The following is an 18,243-nucleotide window of genomic DNA, read 5'->3' as shown; positions in this document are numbered from 1 at the left end:
CACACGACCGTATCATTACCAAGCAGGCCGGTCGTCAGCTAGCGGCTTTCCCGTAGCTCACTCGAAGAGCTCACCGCTTCGCCTCGACCCATTCGAGAGCCGCAAGGATCTGGGATTCCATGAAGGGTTTGGCGATGAAGCCGATGGGTTTCCATCCAAGCTCTTGGGCTCGGGCTTCCTCCTCCCTTCGGGCTGAAACGAAGAGCGCATCGATCCCGTGTTCGCCACGCAGCCTATGAGCGGTCTCGATGCCGTCATCGCTGCCGGCCAGGTCGATGTCGAGGATGGCAACGTCGAAGGGCACCGCCCCCGCGGCAAGATCCAGAGCTTGCTGCATGGCGGGTGCAACGCCGACGACGGTATGCCCTGCGTCCTCCAGGATGTCCTGGAGATCCATCGCGATCAGCGGCTCGTCCTCAACGATCAGCACCCGAAGCAAGGCCGTCTCTCCATCTCCACCGGTCTGGCAGGGAATGAAGCGAACGGATGCTGATTGGTTGCAGGCGTCTTGGAAGTGAGCCTCAGCGCTAGCCGCCGCTGGCGCAGTTCTGCCGGCGCCGGCATAGCTGGATGCGCGTTAGCCCGCTCCAGACGCCTTCGCGTTCAGCGCTTCCGCAACCGTGCCTCCCGCTTGGTAATCCTTCGGGATCTTGAAGTCTTTGCGGGCGAGCCCGCGCGACTCTTGCGTGCCGCGCGGCAGGCCAACCCGGTCCGAGTAGTCGCGGTCGGATCCGGGTGGGCGACGGTGCGCCGCCCTGACGCCCGCATAGGCCTGAAGGTCGAGAAGCGTGATCCCGATGACGAGAGCGGTGGCGATCATCGCGTTGTCGCGCTTCGGGTTACCGTGATGAAGCGCTGTGGAAAGCGTCCCGAGGTCCAGCATGTCCCCCGCGATGCGCGCAGCCAACCCGATGGGCTTGTCTATGGACAGAGTCGGGATCGCACTGGCCAGTTCACGTGCGCCATAGGCCCGTATCAAGCTCTCTCGGCCCTCCAGGCCCAGCGTGCGGGCGATGCGGCCGGGCGCCACGAGTTCGACGACGCCGAGCCCGATCGAGAACCAGCCGAGCGCGCGCGCCAGCTTGTCGGCGCTCGACAGGGAACTCGGACCCTTGCGCTGAACGCGGGGATCACCCTCGGAGCGCGCGATGCCGGAGAGATTGGTGAGTGGCATGGCGTGCCTCCTTCAAGGTTGGAGCATGACCTTGATGCAGCCGTCCGCCTTGTCGCGGAACTTGGCGTACATCTCCGGTCCTTGCAAGAGATCGGCCTTGTGGGTGATCACGAAGGACGGGTCGATCTGGCCGTCTTCGATCCGGCGAAGGAGATCGCCTGTCCAGCGAGGGACATGCGCCTGCGCCATGCGGAAGGTCAGGCCCTTGTTCATCGCCTGGCCCATCGGGATCTTGTCGACGAGGCCGAGGTAGACGCCGATGATCGAGATGACGCCGGCGGGACGGCAGACATAGATCATCTCGCGCAGGACGTGCGGGCGATCGTTCTCCGCCATCAGCATCTGCTTGGCGCGGTCGAGCAGCGTGTCCGGTTGGGCGAAGCTGACATGGCTTTCGGTGCCGACCGCGTCGATGCAGCGATGCGGCCCTTCTCCGCCGGTCAGCTCGTTGAGGCGCTCGACCACGCTCTCGGTCTCGAAGTTGAGCGGGATGGCACCGGCGGCGGCGGCCATCGACAGGCGCTCGGGCAAACAGTCGATTGCCACCACCTGTTCGGCGCCCAGAAGAATGGCCGAGCGGATCGCCATCTGCCCGACGGGCCCGCAACCCCAGACCGCGACCGTGTCTCCGGGCTGGACATCCGTCTGCACTGCGGCCTGCCAGCCGGTCGGCAGGATGTCGGACAGGAACAGGAGCTTCTCGTCGTCGATGCCGTCCGGCACCTTCACATGGGTGGTGTCGGCGAAGGGCACCCGCAGGTATTCCGCCTGGCCGCCGGGATAGCCGCCGGTGAGGTGCGTGTAGCCGAAGAGGCCCGCCGTCCGGTGCCCGAAGGCCTTGTCCCCGAGTTCGGCCTTGCGGTTCGTCCGCTGGCAGACCGAGAAGTTGCCTTTCCGGCACTGGTCGCATTCGCCGCATTGGATGGTGAAGGGAATGACGACGCGGTCGCCCTTCTTGAGCTTGCCCTTCGCCGCGCTTCCGACCTCCACGACTTCGCCCATCGTCTCGTGGCCCATGATGTCGCCGGGTAGCATCGCGGGAACGAGGTTGTGGAAGAGGTGGAGGTCGGAGCCGCAGATCGCGCAACTCGTGACCTTGATGATGGCATCACGGGGATCCTCGATCTGAGGATCGGACACCGTATCGCACCGGATGTCCTCCTTGCCGTGCCAGACGAGCGCTTTCATGCCGGTCTCCTCGGTTGTGATACGCCTACGTAAGTTCACCCCTCATCCTGCGGCATCCGGGCGATACCTAGGGAACATCCCGAGGGCGCATCCGATCGCCTTCGTCTCGTCGACCTTCGGGCCGGGCGACGTCATGACGGGGGTTTCACGTTCCATGGATGCTTCAAGCAATCAAAAGCGCGCTGTCGATGCGGTGCGAGCGGACCGAGCCCGCTTCCTCGAGGCGAACCTCTCGGCGATCCCCGACTACGTGTACGCCTTCGACCGGGAACGCCGCTTCGCGTATGCCAACCCGGCGATGCTAGGGCTCTTCAACCTTTCGTCGGTCGAGATGATGGGCAAGACCTTTTTGGACCTTGGCTATCCCGCCGATCTCGCCCGTCTTCTCGACGGTCACATTGACCGGATCTTTGCGGACGGCATAAAAGTCGAGGACGAGGTCTTTCACCGAACCCCCAGCGGTCACGCCGCCTACTTTGACTATCTCTGGGCGCCGGTCTGGGGCGAGGACGGGACGGTGGAGCTTGTCGTCGGCGTGTCCCGCGACACCAGCGAGCGCCGGGCGATGGAGGAGGCCTTGCGCAGGAGCGAGGCACGCCTCAGGGCCGCCACCGAGCTCGTGGGCATTGGAATCTATTCATGGGACCCGGCGACTGGCGCGCTCGACTGGGACGAACGCCTGCGCGCGATGTGGGGACTGGCCGCCGAGGCTCCCGTCGACATGACCGTCTACGAGTCGGGCATCCACCCGGACGATCTTCCACGCGTACGCGAAGCGATCGTCGCCTGCGCCGATCCGGCGGGCGACGGACGCTACAACGTGGAGTATCGCGTCGTCGGACGCGAAGACGGCGAGACCCGCCATATCGCGACCGCTGGGCAGACGACCTTCGCGGACGATCGCCCCGTCAGCTTCATCGGCGCGGCAATCGACGTCACGGGCCAACGCCGCGCGGAGGCGGTGATCCGAGCGAGCGAGGCCCAGTTCCAAAGCTTTGCGGCCAACAGCCGCAATCTCATCTGGATCGGCGACCCGAAGGCGCGAAGGATCATCTATCGTAGCGCGGCGTTCGAACAGATCTGGGGCATCCCAGCCGAAGATGCGGCGAACGATCTGTCCGAATGGATCAAGGATGTCCATCCCGACGATCGGAGCCAAGTCGAGCACGCTCTCGCCACGGTGGCTGCTGGCGAGGTGTCGCAGTTCGAGTACAGGCTCATCCGGCCGGGCGACGGATCGATCCGCTGGCTGCGGGATACCAGCTTTCCGATCTTCGATGATGCCGGTACGGTGAGTCGCATAGGCGGGATCGTGGAGGACGTGACGCAGGAGGACCTTCGTCACGTCTACGTCGTCAGCACCGAGCCAATGGAGGCGCGCAAGCTCGCCAACGTAGTTCGCGGGTTCGGCTTCCGGGCGAGGATCTTCGAAAGCGCTGCCGCCTTTCTCGATATGGCCGCGGTACTCACGCCGGGCTGCGTCATCGTCGATCTGCGGTCGGGAAGGGATGCGGGTCTGTCGGTCCCGCGTGAGCTCAAGGCGCGCGTGATCACCCTGCCTACGATCGCACTCGACGCCGCTGAGGCCGATGTTACCACGGCTGTCGCCGCCATGAAGGCTGGCGCCCTGGACTACATCGTTGCAGGAGAAGACGCATCGTTTCCGGCAGCGCTCGCAGGCTCAATCGCTGAGTGTCAGGGCGCGGCACGCACGACGGGGCGGGACGAGAGCGCTGCCGCCCGAATCGCACGCCTGACACCTCGTGAGCGCGAAGTCATGGTCGGCCTCGTGGACGGAGGCACCAACAAGGTCATCGGACAGAAGCTCGGCATCAGTCCGCGCACCGTCGAGCTTCACCGTGCCCAGGTCATGAACCGCCTCGATGCGCGCAGTCTGACCGAGCTTCTCCAGATCGCCATCGCGGCCGGCATCGTGCCCTCGCCCGACGAAAGCCGCGCGACGCGGAGGTCTACCTAGGGATCCTACGGGTGCTGGCGGCCGTGGGGGTGTCGCTACAGAAGAACCTTGAACAGGTCCGGAGCGAGCGATGGCAGCGCCGCGTAGAACCCCTTCGGGCCACGATGGAATCGAACAGGGATTCGAGGTGGATCATGAGCACCACTGAGGCCGAAGCAGACACGGCGACCGCTGCTTCCATCACCATAGGCAAGCCGGCCGCCGACCTGCACTCGCTTTGGCTGCGACCGGACACCCAGTCCCGGATATGGGCGCACTTCGCCGAGGTGACGTCCTCGGGCGATCGGACCGCGGAATGGGTCGCGCATGGGCCTGCGGGTGGCGAATATCGTTGGCGGACCGAAGCCGTCGACACCGGGCCGGAGATGGTCCGCTGGCGCAGCCAGGACGGCGCCGACGTGCCGAATGTCGGCACGCTGCGGTTCCGGCCCGCTCCGGGCGACCGGGGAACCGAGCTGCATCTCGATGTCCGGTTCGATCCCCCCGGGGGCGTTGTCGGAAAGGCGGTAGCCAAGCTCTTCCACATCGCGCCGCGCGAGATCGTACGGACGGCCCTCTACAGGTTCCGCGCGCTCGCCCTGACCGGCGAGATCCCCACCACCGACCCTCAGCCCGCCGCACGCAGCGGCGGCGCGGACCGCTAGGAGACAGGCCCATGCGCGCGCTTTGCTGGAACGGCGTGAACGATCTTCGCGTCGAGACCGTTGCCGACCCCCAAATCCTCAACCCGAGCGACGTGATCCTCAAGGTCCGGCTCTCGACCACGTGCGGTTCGGACCTTCACCTCATCGACGGTCTCATCCCGACGATGCGGGCGGGCGACGTCCTCGGTCATGAGTTCATGGGCGAGATCGTCGATGTCGGCCGCGACGTCACCAAGGTGAGGAAGGGCGACCGCGTCACCGTCCCGTCCTTCATCTCCTGCGGCAAGTGCTGGTACTGCCAGCACGACCTCTATTCGCTGTGCGACACGACCCACCCGAAGCCCGAATTGCAGGAACCGATGCTCGGCTATCCCACGGCCGGCATCTACGCCTATTCGCATGCCTTCGGCGGCTATGCCGGCGCACATGCCGAATATGTGCGCGTGCCCTTCGCCGACACCGACTGCTTCAAGGTGCCGGATGGCGTTGCGGACGAGGCGGCACTGTTCATCTCGGACGCCGCGCCGACGGGCTTCATGGGGGCCGACTTCTGCAACATCCACCGCGGCGACGTGATCGCGGTATGGGGCTGCGGCGGGGTCGGCCTAATGGCGCAGCAGAGCGCCATGATCCTCGGTGCCGAGCGCGTCATCGCCATCGACCGCTATCCCGAGCGGCTCGCGCAGGCCGAGGCCTTCGGCGCCATCCCGCTCGACTACACCAAGGTCGACGTGGTCGAGGCCCTCAAAGAGCTTACCGGCGGGCGCGGTCCCGACGCGTGTATCGATGCCGTCGGAATGGAGGCGGACGGCACGGGGCTCCAGCAAGCCTATGACCGGGTCAAGCAGGCGCTTTATCTCGAGACGGATCGGGGAGCGGCCCTGCGGCAGGCGATGCTGGCTGTGCGCAAGGGCGGAACGCTCTCGATCCTCGGCGTCTACGGCGTGATGGACAAGTTTCCGCTCGGCCTTCTGATGAACAAAGGCGTCACCGTCCGGACCGCCCAACAGCACGGCCAAGCCTATGTCCCGCGCCTGCTAGAGTACGCCCAGCGCGGCGAACTGACGCCGGCCGCCCTCGCGACGCATCGCTTCTCCCTGGAGGACGCTCCGACGGGCTATCACATGTTCAAGCACAAGGACGATGGGTGCCTCCGGGCTGTGTTCGTTCAATAGGCGGGGTCTGATCGAACTTCGTTGAGATGACGCTCGTGAGGACGATCGAGTAGTTTCCAGTACCATCGTCCTGCAATAGCAACGCACGCAGCGATGTCCGCTTTTGGGGAGTGCCGTAAGCGATGTGAATGGCAATGAAGGGTCGATAGCTGCCTGCTATCGGCTTAGAGTCTGCTGCAAATCATCTGGCGCTGCCGAGTAAGTCAGTTCCGTCGGATGTGGTTCGCAAGTTGGAAGCCAGCCTCGAGGAGAACCGCCGATATCAGTTTGGATAAGACGGGTTTCGACAGGCTGGCCGCTGCGTCCCGTGCGTTGGTCAAGCTTTCGATCACTTCTGCCAGGACTGTCTCATCATCTGGTTTCGCTTCCCGTATCGGGGTGATGCGGCTGAGATATCCCGAGATGTGAGTAGGGTTGCCTGCCGGGTCGCGGAAGCACCTTCCCGTGGACCGGACCCACACGGTACCATACTCCTCGCTGACGAGACGGTACTCGGCGAGAAAGAGGTCATCACCCTGCAGCGTCAAGTCGACGCGTCGGTCGAGTTCCTCGTGATCATCGGGATGGATCGCAGCGTAGAACCGCTCGGTCGTCACTCCGTGTATCCCGTTCTCGCTGGGAATATCTGCATACAAACAGACGTCCCGACATGCAACAACGAGCCGGGTGCGCACGTTCCAGGTCCACACACCCAAGAAGTCCTCGGTCGCAACCGACTGCGGCGCACTCCGCTCACCCATCTCGTCCCCCAGACGTCTGCCGCACAGGGAGTAAGCTTCCTATGCTGTGCGATATAAGGTTATCGCGAAATTGTAAGTTGACCAGACGGGGCAATATGGTCGAGCACGATCAAGCGCTCATAATTCGTCCAACGCGTCGCAAGCCAGGATCTAGCCGCGCCATGCCTCCGTTTGATGACCTAGATCGGAAGATCGGCGATCGCATCAAATCCGCGCGAAAGCACCGGCGGATGAGCCTGAGTAAACTGGCTGCGGAGTTGGGTCTGACGTACCAGCAGGTTCAGAAGTACGAGACCGGCCGAAACCGCGTCAGCGCATCGACGCTGTTTAGGATAGCCGAAGCCTTGGAAGTCGAATTGGCATTCTTGTTCGAAGGGTGCTCGTCCGGCGGCGAGCGGAGCGCCGATGCTTCGCGGTCGGCCAACAGTGGCGACGACGAGCTTCGAGCTGCGCTGGTGCGCATTCAGGACTTGGAGATTCGCTCGAGGATGGTCGCGTTGCTGGACGCTCTGGCATGCAAACCGGGACATCAGACGAAGCCTTAAGCGTCGACGTGAGATCGGTGTCAACAAGGGTGACGTGCCCATTCATAGGGAAGGGAAGCGACCCGGCCGGAGCGCCTACTGCCAGACGGGGCTTCGCGTCGTGATGTTGGCGACGATCTGCGACGCAATAACAAAACCTCGCCCAACGCGTCGAGCAGAGTCAACCGCACCTCAAACGGCAGGGTCGGGTGGACATCCGGCCGTCGGTTTCGAAAGGCGTCACATCGATAGCTGTCATGCCGTCACAAGCCGTCTGGCAGTGCAGTCGGCTGAACGGTGGCGAGATGCTGGTTTCGTACCTTACGTGGGCTCGCCATCCAGCTCGGACTGGAACTTGTCGTCGGCATCTCGCCAGTCCGGGATGGCTGCTACCAGGTCACGCCATGCTTGCGCCTCGGGTCTGTCGCGCTCGCGCTCGCCGAAGAACTGGACGATCAGTTCGCGTTCAGCGTCATAGAGTTCGATCGATGTCAGGAGCCCGTCGTTCGTCGGCTTGCGCACCTCGAAGCCTTCGGCGACGAGGTCTTGGCGCAGATGCAGGTCGAAGCCTGGATCGAGCACGTTGATTTAGGGACCCATCGCCTTGATGGTGGTCACCTGGCCGGTGAAGATCTGGATGCAGCCCCGGTTGCCGACAAAGCACATGATCGGAGTGCCGCCAGCGCTCGCCGCATGCAGGAGCGCTGCCGCCGCGTCGGGCGCGAGGCGGCGTACATGCGCTTTGCCCATGGCATCCAGTGAGCCGCGCCGGTCGAGCCCGTGGCGGCGCAGCATAGGCGCGAACTCGTGCACGTCGCGCATGGCGCCGAATTCATCGCGGAAGGCGTCGAGGTCGCCGCCCTCTAGGGGCGCTTCGACCGGATGGGGCGACACCACGAAGGGTTCCGCTGCCTCGTCGGCGAAACGGGTCCGGATCGCCTCAAACGCGGCCGCATCGGACGCCGGGCGCAGGTGGACCTTGATCACCGCGTCGCCGGCCGCGTCGAAGACCTGGATCGAGCGGCGCGCACCCGTCTCGTTCGGGATGTCCACCGCGAAGACGCTGACCCAATGCTTCAGGATGAGCCGCAGATCGAGCGGCGGGTTGAGGACAAGGCCCATCAGGCCGTTGAGATGGATCGCGCCGAAGGTGCCGACGATCTCGTGCACCGCCGCCTCGTTGCGCGTCAGCGACAGGACCTCGCCAAGGGTCGGCAGCGCCTCGACGATCGCCGGGATCTCGGTGCGCAGGCGCACGACCTCGGGCCCGTCGTGCCGGTCGAGAAGCTCGGCTTCCGAGAAGCCGAGATCCCGTGCGAGGTCCCGCGGTCGCTTCGCAGACGCATAGAAGGGGTGGGTGGCCGTGTTCGCGGTCTCGAAAGTGTCCATGTTGGGTCCGTTGGTCAGGCTGCGCTCTGAGGCAGGATGAAGGGTATGCCGGCGGCCGGCAGCGCGCCGACACGCAGGGTCAGGCCGAAGGCACGTTCGATCAGCCCGTCGGTGAGAACCTCGGCCGGCGAGCCGTCGCCGAGGACGCGGCCGTCGGCAAGCACGAGGATGCGGTCGGCAAACGTGGCGGCGAGGTTGAGGTCGTGCAGGACCGCGAGCACGCCGCCCCCCTCATGGGCGAACTGGCGGACGATGCGAAGCACGGCGATCTGGTGCCGGATGTCGAGCGACGAGATCGGCTCGTCCAGGAACAGGTAGCGCGGCTGGCCGGCCTCCACTGGCGCACCGATCTGGCAGAGGACCCGGGCGAGATGCACGCGTTGCTGCTCGCCGCCCGAGAGTTCCTGGTAGAAGCGCCCGGAGAACCCCGCGAGATCGACGCGTGCGAGGGCCGCAAGGATCGCCTCCGGCCCGCTTGCGCGTCCGCCCGCTTCCAGGCCGAGGCGCACCACTTCGGCGACCGTGAAGGGAAACGCGAGCGCGGAGGACTGCGGCAGCACCGCGCGGCGACGGGCGAGCACGCGTGCCGGGATCGCGCCGAGCGCCGAGCCGTCGAGGTGGACGTGGCCGCCTTGCGGCGCCTGCTCGCCCGTCATGACCTTGAGCAAGGTCGACTTCCCCGCGCCATTCGGCCCGACCACGATCGTGAACGTCCCCGGCGCGATGTCGAGCGAGGTCGGATGCAGGGCGGTGCAGCCGCGATAGGCGACCGTGGCGTCTTCCAGCGTGATCATGGCTCAGAGGTCCGCGACGCCGCGGCGGCGCAGGAGGATCCAGAGGAAGACCGGCGCGCCGATCCCCGCCGTGAGAATGCCGATCGGCAGTTCCGCCGGCGCGACCACCAGCCTCGCGACCATGTCGGCGCAAAGGAGAAGGCAGGCGCCGGCGAGTATCGAGGCCGGAAGGAGGTGGCGGTGGTCGGGCCCGAGCCAGAGGCGCAGGAGGTGCGGCACCACGATCCCGACGAAGCCGATCGTCCCGGACACGGCGACCGCGGCGCCAGTGGCCAGCGCCACGACCACGACCGTCAGACGCTTCAGGGCCTGGACCCGAACGCCCATGTGGAAGGCCTCCGCCTCACCGAGGACGATCGCGTTAAGGCCTCGTGCCAGGACGGGCGCGCAGAGGAGCGCGGTGAGCATCATCGGGCCTGCGGCCGCCAGCTTCGTCCAGTTGGCGCCCCCTAAGCCCCCGAGGCTCCAGAAGGTGAGGTCGCGCAGTTGCGCGTCGTTGCTCATATAGACCAGGAAACCCGTTCCCGCCGCCGCCAGCGCGCCCAGCGCGATGCCCGCCAGCAGCATCAGCGCCATGGAGGACCGCCCGGCCAGCGTGCCGATGCGGTAGATCAGGAGCGTCGCGACAAGGCCGCCGCCAAACGCCGCCAGCGGCAAGGCGTAGATGCCGACAAGCGCGTGGTAGGGAGCGAGCACGCCGCCGGACAGGACGATCGCCGCCACGGCGGCGAAGGCGGCACCCGACGAAACGCCGACCAGCCCCGGATCGGCCAGCGGGTTGCGGAACAACCCCTGCATCATCGCGCCGACGGCCGCGAGCGACGCACCGACCAGCGCGCCGAGGAGCACCCGCGGCAGGCGGATCTGCCATACGATCAGGGTGTCGGCGAGTGAGGCCGCCTGGCCTTGTGGTCCGGCCAGAAGCACCCGTGTCACGGTGGCCGGACGCAGCATGGCGGGGCCGACCCCGAGCGCTAGCACCGCGGTCGCGAGCGTCAGCGCGGCAAGGGCGCAGAGAGCCAGTCGCGCCCGCGACGTCCGGTCGCCGGGGAGAGCCAAGCGCCGCGTCATCGGCAGCACGTCAGCGACCATCGGTGCCCGGCCCTGCAAGGTCGAGTTCGGAATAGAGCCGGGCCGCGAGGTCGCGGACCGCGCCGGGCGTGCGCGGGCCGAAGCCGAGAAGGTGCAGGGCGTCCATGCGGATCACGGTGCCAGACCGGCCGGCGGGCGTGGCGGCGAGCGCCGGGATGCTGAAGGGATCAATGTCGGGGGAGCCGGCCCGCGTCACCATCAGGATCGCGTCCGGTTGGAGCGCCGCGAGCGCTTCCGTCGACAGCGTCTTGTAGCCTTCGATCGCGCCGAACACGTTTTCTGCGCCCGCAAGCCGGATGACTGCGTCGGCGCCGGTCCCGGTGCCGGCGGCGTTCGGCCTGCCATCCACCAGCGACAGGATGAAGAGCACCTTCTTCCGGACCGGCACCGGGGCAAGCTGCGCCTCGAGGCGGGCGAGGTCGGCCCGGATGGTCTCGGCCATTGCCGCGCCCTCGGGCCCCTTGCCGACGGCATCGGCGACGAGGCGGACCTTCCGGTCGAGGTCGTCGACCGTGTACCCCGTCGGTACGTGGGTCACGGCGACGCCGGCCGCGTCGAGGAGATTCACCGCGGGCTTCGGGCCCGCACCCTCGTCCATCAGGATCAGGTCGGGCGAAAGCGACAGGACGCCCTCGGCGGAAAGCTGGCGCATGTAGCCGACATTGGGTTTCTCGGCGAGCGCTTCGGGCGGGTAGAGGCTCGTCGTGTCCACGGCCGCGATGCGCTCGTCCTCGCCCAGCGCATAGAGGATTTCCGTGATCGACCCGCCGATCGAGACGATACGCTGCGGTTCCGCCGCCCAAGCGGCGATGGGGGCCGCGAAGGCCAGCGAGGCGGCGATGACGGTGGCGATCAGGCGCATGGGCGGTCGCGTCTCCGTGGCGGCCGCATCGATCGGCGACACGGCGGCTAGGAATGATGGCGCCTTGCGTCTCGCAGGACGACCCCATTCGTCAAGTAAAAACCGCAAAATATTATGGTGGGATGCCAATGTATATCCATTCTAATTTGGAATAGCCCCAATCTAGAATGGCTAAAATGCAATCGCGTCGGCATGAATCAAGTTGACTCTACAATATATGTGCAATTAATCCTCGCGTTGGGACAAGGGTCCTGTGGCTAAAACACTGGAAATATTCCAAGAAAGACGCGACGTCTTGCCGGCATCGCGTGAGGGGGCATGACGATGCGCCGATTGGTTCAGGCGATGACGACGGGAGCGGCGCTCAGTGCCCTCCTGGCGACAGGGGCGGGGGCTCAGACGGAGACGGCGGAGGGCGAAAGCCTCATCCTCGACACCGTGGTCGTCGAGGGGGCAACCGAAGACGCTTCGGGGGCTGCCGGCACGGTCACGACCACCCGGACGACCCGCACCACGATCGACGACAAGCTGATCGACTCGATCGACGATCTCGGCCGTACGGAAGAGGCCGGCGTCACGTTCAACCGCCAGACCAACAGCATCAACATTCGAGGTCTCGAAGGGCCTCGCGTCCTCACGACGATCGATGGCATCCGCGTGCCCTACCTCAACGACGTCACGCGCGGTGCCGAAGGGGGCGCGAACGCATTCGACTTCTCGACGCTCTCCTCCCTAGACCTGACGCGCGGTACCGATCCGCTGCTGGGCTCGGGCGCGCTCGGCGGCGTCCTCGCCCTGCGCACTCTCGACCCGGAAGACCTGCTCCTCGGCGGGCGCAAGGTCGGCGTGCTAACGAAGAACGGCTACGATTCCACCGACAGGAGCTGGTTCACGGCCAATGCCGCGGCCATGCGCGTCGGCGACACCAGCGTGCTCATCCAGGGCGGCTATCGCGGCGGCCATGAGGTGGACAGCCAGGGCGACATCGACACCTTCGGCCCCACCCGCACCGCGCCGAACCCGCTCGACTACGACCCGTACAACCTTCTCGCCAAGGTCCATCAGGATGTCGGCGAAGGCCACCGGTTCGGTATCACCGGCGAGATCTTCAGCCGGGATGAGGACATCGACACTCGAACCTCGCAAGGCATCGGCGCGCGCGACAACTACCGCCCCGGCAACTACGCCTCGGGCGAGGGGATCGACCGCGAGCGCGTGTCGCTGACCTACGACTACGAGACGCCCGAACTCGGATCGGCTCTCGTCGACGAGGCGTCGGCAGTCCTCTACTACCAGGCCGTGGAACGCCACTCGACGATCGACGCCTACCGGTCCGTGTCGGTTATCGGCCCCTACGGACGCGACAACAGCTTCGAGGAAGAGTCGGTCGGCTTCACCGGCTTTGCCGCCCGAACCTTCCTCACGGGCGAGATCAGCCACAAGCTGACGCTCGGTACCGAGCTGCGCAGCGCGACCACGACACAGTATTCCGCCGGCTACGACAATTGCCGCCGGCCCTATACCGGCGCCTTCGCCGCCTGCAACAACCTGCACACCAACCAGGCCGACACGCCCGAGGTCGAGGGCAGCGCCATCGGTGTTTTCGCCGAAGATCAGATCGACCTTGCCGGCGGGCGCTTGCGGGTGACCCCCGGCCTGCGCTTCGACTGGTACGAGGAGGCGCCGCAACTCACCGTCGAATACGCCCGCAGCGCCGCCTATCCGGGCTCCCTGCCGCCCTCGTCGAACGACACGGCCCTCTCGCCCAAGCTTCTGGCGGAATACGATCTCATTCCGGGCCTGACGGCCTACGGCCAGTGGTCGATGGGCTTCCGCGCCCCGACGGTGGGCGAGCTTTATTCGCGCTTCGGCGCGGTGGGCACCTATCTGCGCGAGGGCAACCCGAACCTCGAAGCGGAGACGAGCAACGGCTTCGACGTCGGCCTGAAGCTCGAACGCGACACCTTCGGCGCCCATATCAATGTCTTTCACACCGACTACGAGAACTTCATCGACGTGGTGCAGCGCAGCCCGTCCTGCTTAGTAGACCGCGTGAACTGCGACCCGCTCTATCCGCAGGGCGGCGTCTCCAGCTACCGCAACATTCCGGATGCTCGTATCTCCGGCGTCGAGCTCGGGGCCTATGTCCGCTTCGCCGACTTCTGGACGGCCCGCGGCTCGCTCTCCTACATCGACGGACGAAACCGCACCGACGACGTCTATCTCGACTCGATCCCGCCGCTGACGGCCATCGTCGGTCTCGGCTACGATCGCAAGGAATGGGGTGGTGAGGTCTCGACAAAGCTCGCTTCCCGCCGGGACAAGGTCAGTCAGGGCTTCGAAGCGCCGGGCTACGGCGTCGTCGACTTCACAGCCTGGTACGCGCCCGATGAGGTGCCAGGGCTGAAAGTGGCGGGCGGCGTCTTCAACCTCTTCGACAAGACATACTACGACGCCGTCAACGTGCCGCTCAGCCCGTCGCAGCCGGACCTCTACTATTCGGAGCCCGGACGCACCTTCAAAGCGAACGTCACGTATCAGTTCTGAACAGCGGAGCGGCGGACACGAAACCGGGTAGAATGGGTCGTTCGGTGGGTCGCTTGGACGGTCGGGAAAGACCTGGGCCAACGCAGACGCGGGTTGGCGTATACCTCTTTGGTCTTCATCGGTTCGACGGGGTGGAAAGGCGACGGTCTGCTTTCGAACACGAAAGGTTCGAAAGCAGACACCTTGTCGGTGTCCCCGCTTTCGAACCTTATTGTAGCAGCCCCTTGAGTGAGGCTGATCGGTCCTGTCAGTGCGCTATCATCTCGTCGACGATCTGCTCAGGTCTCAGCGAGGACGGATAGTAGGTCGGCCAGTTCGTGACCTCCTCCAGAAGGGCCGTACGATCGTCGCCCCAGTAGAGGTGGTAGTGGTCGGCCTTGGCTGGGGCGATCCCGTGGTCGCTGAACTGGATGAACTGCGGGGCGTCGGCGTCGGCGTCGCCGTCCGTCTTCCGGAAGATGAAGCGGACGCCGCGGTTGCCCTTCTTGTAGGTCAGCGTCTCGCGGCCGTCATAGGCGTAGGTCCCCTTTGTCGGCTTGCCCTCCTTGTAGAAGGTGACGACGTTGCCCTCGATTGTGATCCGTTCGACGTCCGTCCTGTAGCCGGTCTCGTACTCGGCCTTGTATCCAGCCGCATCCATCGTGCCCTTCTCGGCCTTGTGCTGCCAAACCGGATCGAGCGTGCCGTCCTGAAGGTAGGGGTACACCGACTGCCAGTCGCCGGCGTAGTCCGACAGCGGACGGTCTTGGATCTGGCTGTCCTCGAAGTAGCCCGCGTAGATCTGTGGGTCGCCGTGGGAATGAGCATGGCCCGCATGGTCATAGCCGTCACCCTCGTGGACGACGCCGCTTCCGCCGACGACGACGAGGTTGTAGGGCGCGCCTTCGACCGCGATCGTGCCGGCCTCCGCAAGCGTGTCCTTCGCAATGCGGCGCACCAGGCCGGACTTGGGATCGCTCATGACGACTTCGTCGCCGGCCATGGCGAGACGCGGACGCGGATCGTTCCAGTGCCCGTCCATCGAGTAGGGCTCGGTGACGCGGGCGCTCTTGGCGACCTTGCCGTCGAGAATGTCGATCTGGTGCAGCGTGCCGTCCTCGGTCAGGACGTAGCCGAAGCGGGCGTTGGCGGCGTCGAGCGCGAAGTCGATGCGCCGGAAGGGCAGGTTGATGTGCCGGATGTGGGGTTCGTCGACGGGATCGACGACCACGAGACCCTTGGCGCCGTAGTTGCCGAGGAACACCTGCATCGCCTTCGAGCCGAGCAACGTCCCAGTGCTTTCCCCTGCTGGTAGGTCGGCGGAATAGGGCAGCATCTTGAATGTCGGCCCGTCCTTCCCGGCGGTGACCGTCAGGATGCCTTCGTCACAGCCCGTCGCCAGATAGGCCCCGGAGAAGGCCTCGCCGTGGATCCCGGTGCAGGGCTGGACCTCGCCGACGGGCGTCCCGTCCGCCTTCACCTGCTGGAGACCAAGGCGCTTGGGCGCCGCGTCACCCTCGACGGGGGCATCGGACGCCACGCTCGTCACCCAGGCCTCGCCGATCGGGGCGGCATAGCCATGGTGCGCGCGCGCCTGGGGAAGCCGGGTCGCCTCGACCTTGCCCTCGGCCAACTCGTGCGCGTCGAGGACCTCGGCGTATCCTCCCCGATCGAAGTTGATGACGACCTTGCCGTCGTGGTCGATCAGATGGAAGGGGCGGGGACCCATGAGGGTGTCTTCGACAGCAGCCGGGTCGGCGATGTCGATGTCCGAATGATCACCGTGCGAGTGAAGGGAGATGCCGCTGCGGATGAAGTGGACCTTGTCGTTGTCGCACTGGACGGCAACGACCGCCGAGCCGTCGTCGACCCCGTAGAGCTTGGCTTGTCCGGTCGTCTCGAACGACCAGCGCTTGACTGGATCACCGAGGTCGAAGGCCGTCACCTTCGGGGCGGCGTGGTCGCCTACGAAGACGCGGTAGAGCGTGACGTCCTCATGGCTGTGTTCGGCTTCCTGCGCCATGACGTGGGACGCCAGGACGAGGGAGATGCCTGTCGCGCAGGCAAGGGGTCGCAGCATCATCTTCTCCATTGGAAGGGGATTGGAAAAAAGGACCGCAGGTCCTCAGTCGGAGGTCAGGGACGCAGCGATGGTCCGCGCGTTGGCGCGCATCATGTCGACGTAGCTGGACGCAGGACCGTCCGGAGGGGAGAGAGCGTCCGAGTACAGCGTGCCGCCGATCTCGAGGCCGGCCTCGGAGGCGATCTGCTTGACCAGGCGCGTGTTCGAGATGTTCTCGGCGAAGACCGCCACGGCACGTTGGTCGCGGATATCCCGGATGAGCGAGGCGACGTCAGCCGCGGACGCCTCCGAACCTGTCGAGACGCCTTGCGGCGACAAGAACGTGACGCCGTATTCGCGCTCGAAGTAGCGGAAGGCGTTGTGGCCGACGACACCGGTCCGCCGATCCTCCGGGATGGCGGCGATGGTCTGCTTGATCCTGGCGTCGAGACCGGACAACTCCTCGCCGTAGGCTCTCGCGTTCGCCTCGTAGGCGGTGCAGTTGGCGGCGTCGGCGTCGCAAAAAGCTTTCGCGATGTTGCGGACGTATACCCCAACGTTGGCGATCGACTGCCAGGCGTGCGGGTCGTTCGGCGTGGCGTGGAAGACCGCCTCGCCGCCGTGGAAGTGATAGTGCCCGCCGTTCGGATCGTTCAGGATGTCAGCGCCCTCGCTGAGTTCCACCAGCGGGGCGCTGGCGCCGCTGGCCTTAACGAGGCGCGGCAGGAAACCTTCGAAGGACAGGCCGTTGACGAGCACCACGTCGGCACGGACGAGTGCCTTCGCGTCGGCCGGGCGGGGTTCGTAGACATGTGCGTCGGCGTCGGGACCGACGAGGGTCGTCAGCTCGATGTGCTCGCCGCCTACTTGGCTGGCGAGATCGCCGATGATGGAGAAGCTGGCGACGACGCGCAGCGGTTCGGCGTCAGCGGTCGCCGGCAGGGCGATGGAGACAAGGGAGAACGCCGGGCCGAGGGGCGTCTTTCTCGTTCTGGCAAGAAAGCCGGACAGGACAGTGTTGAGTAGCTTGCGCATAGGCCCTCCGCGACGGATCACGGAGCCGCTGTAATGTTATCTTATAACAATGGCAACCCTAGCCTGGGTCTCCACACCTGTTCCCGTTGCGTCGCATCGAACAACCTAAATCCCCCTGGGCGGTGCGGATCGAAGGTTTGTTTCCAAAGTGCGAGGGACCTCGCCTAATCGACGTCGATGGGTCTGTAGCGGTTGGACCGCTTCCGAGCGTCCGCTTCCTCGGCGGCGAGTGGCGCGACGGGCGGTTTCCTACCAGTCCGCTATCAGCCGAGGAGGTGCGACAGCGGACGTTCGATCGGCGGTGAGCTCAGTCCGTCACCGTGCGCCCGAGAAAGATGACGTTGTCGGTCACCGTGGCGGATTGCCCATCCAGCCCCTTGGCCACTCGCGCGATCGGGCAAAGGCAACGGACGCGCCATGCCTCTGGCGGAAGACGCATCGCCGCAAGAGTCTTCTCGGCTGTCGGGAACCGGGTATCTTCTGCGGACCAGGACCATGGATCGCGAGACCCGTGCTCGACGAGGAGGAGGTGTCCGCCCGGCGCCACCGCGCCAGCGGCACGGATAAGGACCTCGGCGCGGGGCCATTCCTGCGGCGAGTGAAGGAAGCTCGCGACGACAAGATCGAAGGTCCCCACCGGGAAGGATGTGGCGAGGTCGTGGGCCTCGAAGCTGACACTTTCCGCAATGCCCGCTGCCTTGGAGTTCCCCGCCGCCAGCGAGAGGGCGACGGTCGAGACGTCGACGGCCGTCACCTTCCATCCCTGCCGGGCTAGCTGTTCAGTCCCGGCATCTGGTGGATCGGATTGACGATGAACCGGTCTGGCTCTGAGGTCCAGATCCTGGCGATGTATTCGTAGGGTGTGAGACCACCGAGCGTCTTCAATCGACGGCCGAAGTTGTAGGCCGCCATGAAGTCGGCGAGATGCGTTCGAAGCTGATCGTGGCTCTCGTAGTGGAAGCGTTTGACGGTGGCTTCCTTGATCGTGCGGTTCATCCGCTCGACCTGACCATTGGTCCAAGGATGGTTCGGCTTGGTGAGGCGGTGCTCGATGCCGTTG

16 protein-coding genes and 1 pseudogene are annotated in these 18,243 nt (G+C 65.6%); 5 read left to right on the top strand and 12 right to left on the bottom strand.

What is annotated here, in order from left to right:
- Positions 1-70 precede the first annotated feature (70 nt).
- The 3 genes from AUL34_RS18665 to AUL34_RS18655 all read right to left on the bottom strand — a co-directional run bounded on the left by AUL34_RS18665 (position 71) and on the right by AUL34_RS18655 (position 2,362).
- A complete protein-coding gene (locus AUL34_RS18665) occupies positions 71-430 on the bottom strand; it encodes a response regulator (RefSeq protein WP_244492649.1) in 360 nt (119 codons plus the stop codon).
- A gap of 147 nt (positions 431-577) precedes the next feature.
- The gene (locus tag AUL34_RS18660) at positions 578-1,174 is read right to left on the bottom strand and encodes a hypothetical protein (protein WP_061937200.1); all 597 of its coding nucleotides are present in this window, start codon (positions 1,172-1,174) and stop codon (positions 578-580) included.
- Between the two features lie 12 nt (positions 1,175-1,186).
- Positions 1,187-2,362, bottom strand: a complete 1,176-nt coding sequence (locus tag AUL34_RS18655; protein WP_061937197.1) for a zinc-dependent alcohol dehydrogenase — start codon at positions 2,360-2,362, stop codon at positions 1,187-1,189.
- A 193-nt stretch (positions 2,363-2,555) separates the two neighbouring features.
- On the opposite strand from AUL34_RS18655, the gene AUL34_RS18650 reads away from it, so the two are divergent.
- From AUL34_RS18650 to AUL34_RS18640, 3 genes are read left to right on the top strand one after another with little or no spacing between them, the layout of a single operon-like run.
- Positions 2,556-4,340 (top strand): PAS domain-containing protein, encoded by a 1,785-nt coding sequence (locus tag AUL34_RS18650; protein ID WP_192845787.1) that lies wholly within the window; start codon positions 2,556-2,558, stop codon positions 4,338-4,340.
- Positions 4,341-4,351: 11 nt separating this feature from the next.
- A complete protein-coding gene (locus AUL34_RS18645) occupies positions 4,352-4,984 on the top strand; it encodes an SRPBCC family protein (RefSeq protein WP_210168817.1) in 633 nt (210 codons plus the stop codon).
- Between the two features lie 11 nt (positions 4,985-4,995).
- Positions 4,996-6,159 carry a zinc-dependent alcohol dehydrogenase gene (locus AUL34_RS18640; RefSeq protein WP_061937188.1) on the top strand — a complete coding sequence of 388 codons (1,164 nt, stop codon included), beginning with the start codon at positions 4,996-4,998 and terminating at the stop codon, positions 6,157-6,159.
- A gap of 203 nt (positions 6,160-6,362) precedes the next feature.
- Here AUL34_RS18640 and AUL34_RS18635 read toward each other — a convergent pair whose 3' ends face one another.
- Positions 6,363-6,899, bottom strand: coding sequence for a PAS domain-containing protein (locus AUL34_RS18635; RefSeq protein ID WP_061937185.1), 537 nt, complete (start codon positions 6,897-6,899; stop codon positions 6,363-6,365).
- Here AUL34_RS18635 and AUL34_RS23120 point away from each other — a divergent pair.
- A complete protein-coding gene (locus tag AUL34_RS23120) occupies positions 6,809-7,444 on the top strand; it encodes a helix-turn-helix transcriptional regulator (protein ID WP_082653508.1) in 636 nt (211 codons plus the stop codon). The two genes, AUL34_RS18635 and AUL34_RS23120, sit on opposite strands and share 91 nt — an antisense overlap.
- Positions 7,445-7,744: 300 nt before the next feature.
- On the opposite strand, the pseudogene AUL34_RS18620 reads toward AUL34_RS23120, so the two are convergent.
- The 4 genes and pseudogenes from AUL34_RS18620 to AUL34_RS18605 form a co-directional block, all read right to left on the bottom strand.
- A pseudogene (locus tag AUL34_RS18620) lies at positions 7,745-8,812 on the bottom strand (hemin-degrading factor).
- A 14-nt stretch (positions 8,813-8,826) separates the two neighbouring features.
- Positions 8,827-9,606 (bottom strand): heme ABC transporter ATP-binding protein, encoded by a 780-nt coding sequence (locus tag AUL34_RS18615; RefSeq protein ID WP_061937172.1) that lies wholly within the window; start codon positions 9,604-9,606, stop codon positions 8,827-8,829.
- Between the two features lie 3 nt (positions 9,607-9,609).
- The gene (locus AUL34_RS18610; RefSeq protein ID WP_061937169.1) at positions 9,610-10,698 is read right to left on the bottom strand and encodes an iron ABC transporter permease; all 1,089 of its coding nucleotides are present in this window, start codon (positions 10,696-10,698) and stop codon (positions 9,610-9,612) included.
- Positions 10,688-11,560 (bottom strand): hemin ABC transporter substrate-binding protein, encoded by an 873-nt coding sequence (locus tag AUL34_RS18605; RefSeq protein WP_082653507.1) that lies wholly within the window; start codon positions 11,558-11,560, stop codon positions 10,688-10,690. The genes AUL34_RS18610 and AUL34_RS18605 overlap by 11 nt, the downstream gene beginning before the upstream one ends.
- A gap of 318 nt (positions 11,561-11,878) precedes the next feature.
- On the opposite strand from AUL34_RS18605, the gene AUL34_RS18600 reads away from it, so the two are divergent.
- Entirely contained in the window at positions 11,879-14,107 is a 2,229-nt protein-coding gene (locus AUL34_RS18600; protein ID WP_082653487.1) for a TonB-dependent hemoglobin/transferrin/lactoferrin family receptor, read from the top strand.
- A 247-nt stretch (positions 14,108-14,354) separates the two neighbouring features.
- On the opposite strand, the gene AUL34_RS18595 is transcribed toward AUL34_RS18600, so the two are convergent.
- From AUL34_RS18595 to AUL34_RS18580, 4 genes are all read right to left on the bottom strand, one after another.
- The gene (locus AUL34_RS18595; RefSeq protein ID WP_244492643.1) at positions 14,355-16,169 is read right to left on the bottom strand and encodes a metal-binding protein ZinT; all 1,815 of its coding nucleotides are present in this window, start codon (positions 16,167-16,169) and stop codon (positions 14,355-14,357) included.
- 42 nt (positions 16,170-16,211) lie between these two features.
- On the bottom strand, positions 16,212-17,183 hold the full coding sequence (gene aztC, locus AUL34_RS18590; RefSeq protein ID WP_082653486.1) for a zinc ABC transporter substrate-binding protein AztC: 972 nt from the start codon (positions 17,181-17,183) through the stop codon (positions 16,212-16,214).
- A 307-nt stretch (positions 17,184-17,490) separates the two neighbouring features.
- The gene (locus tag AUL34_RS18585) at positions 17,491-17,937 is read right to left on the bottom strand and encodes a class I SAM-dependent methyltransferase (protein ID WP_244492642.1); all 447 of its coding nucleotides are present in this window, start codon (positions 17,935-17,937) and stop codon (positions 17,491-17,493) included.
- Positions 17,938-17,954: 17 nt separating this feature from the next.
- The coding region (locus AUL34_RS18580) for an integrase core domain-containing protein (RefSeq protein WP_156420999.1) at positions 17,955-18,243 on the bottom strand (289 nt) is incomplete at its 5' end.

Origin of the sequence: Aureimonas sp. AU22, from assembly GCF_001463745.1 — a bacterium.
Taxonomy (GTDB): Bacteria; Pseudomonadota; Alphaproteobacteria; order Rhizobiales; family Rhizobiaceae; genus Aureimonas.
Note: the sequence above shows the minus strand (reverse complement) of the source record. Positions and strands in the feature narration are given on the sequence as shown.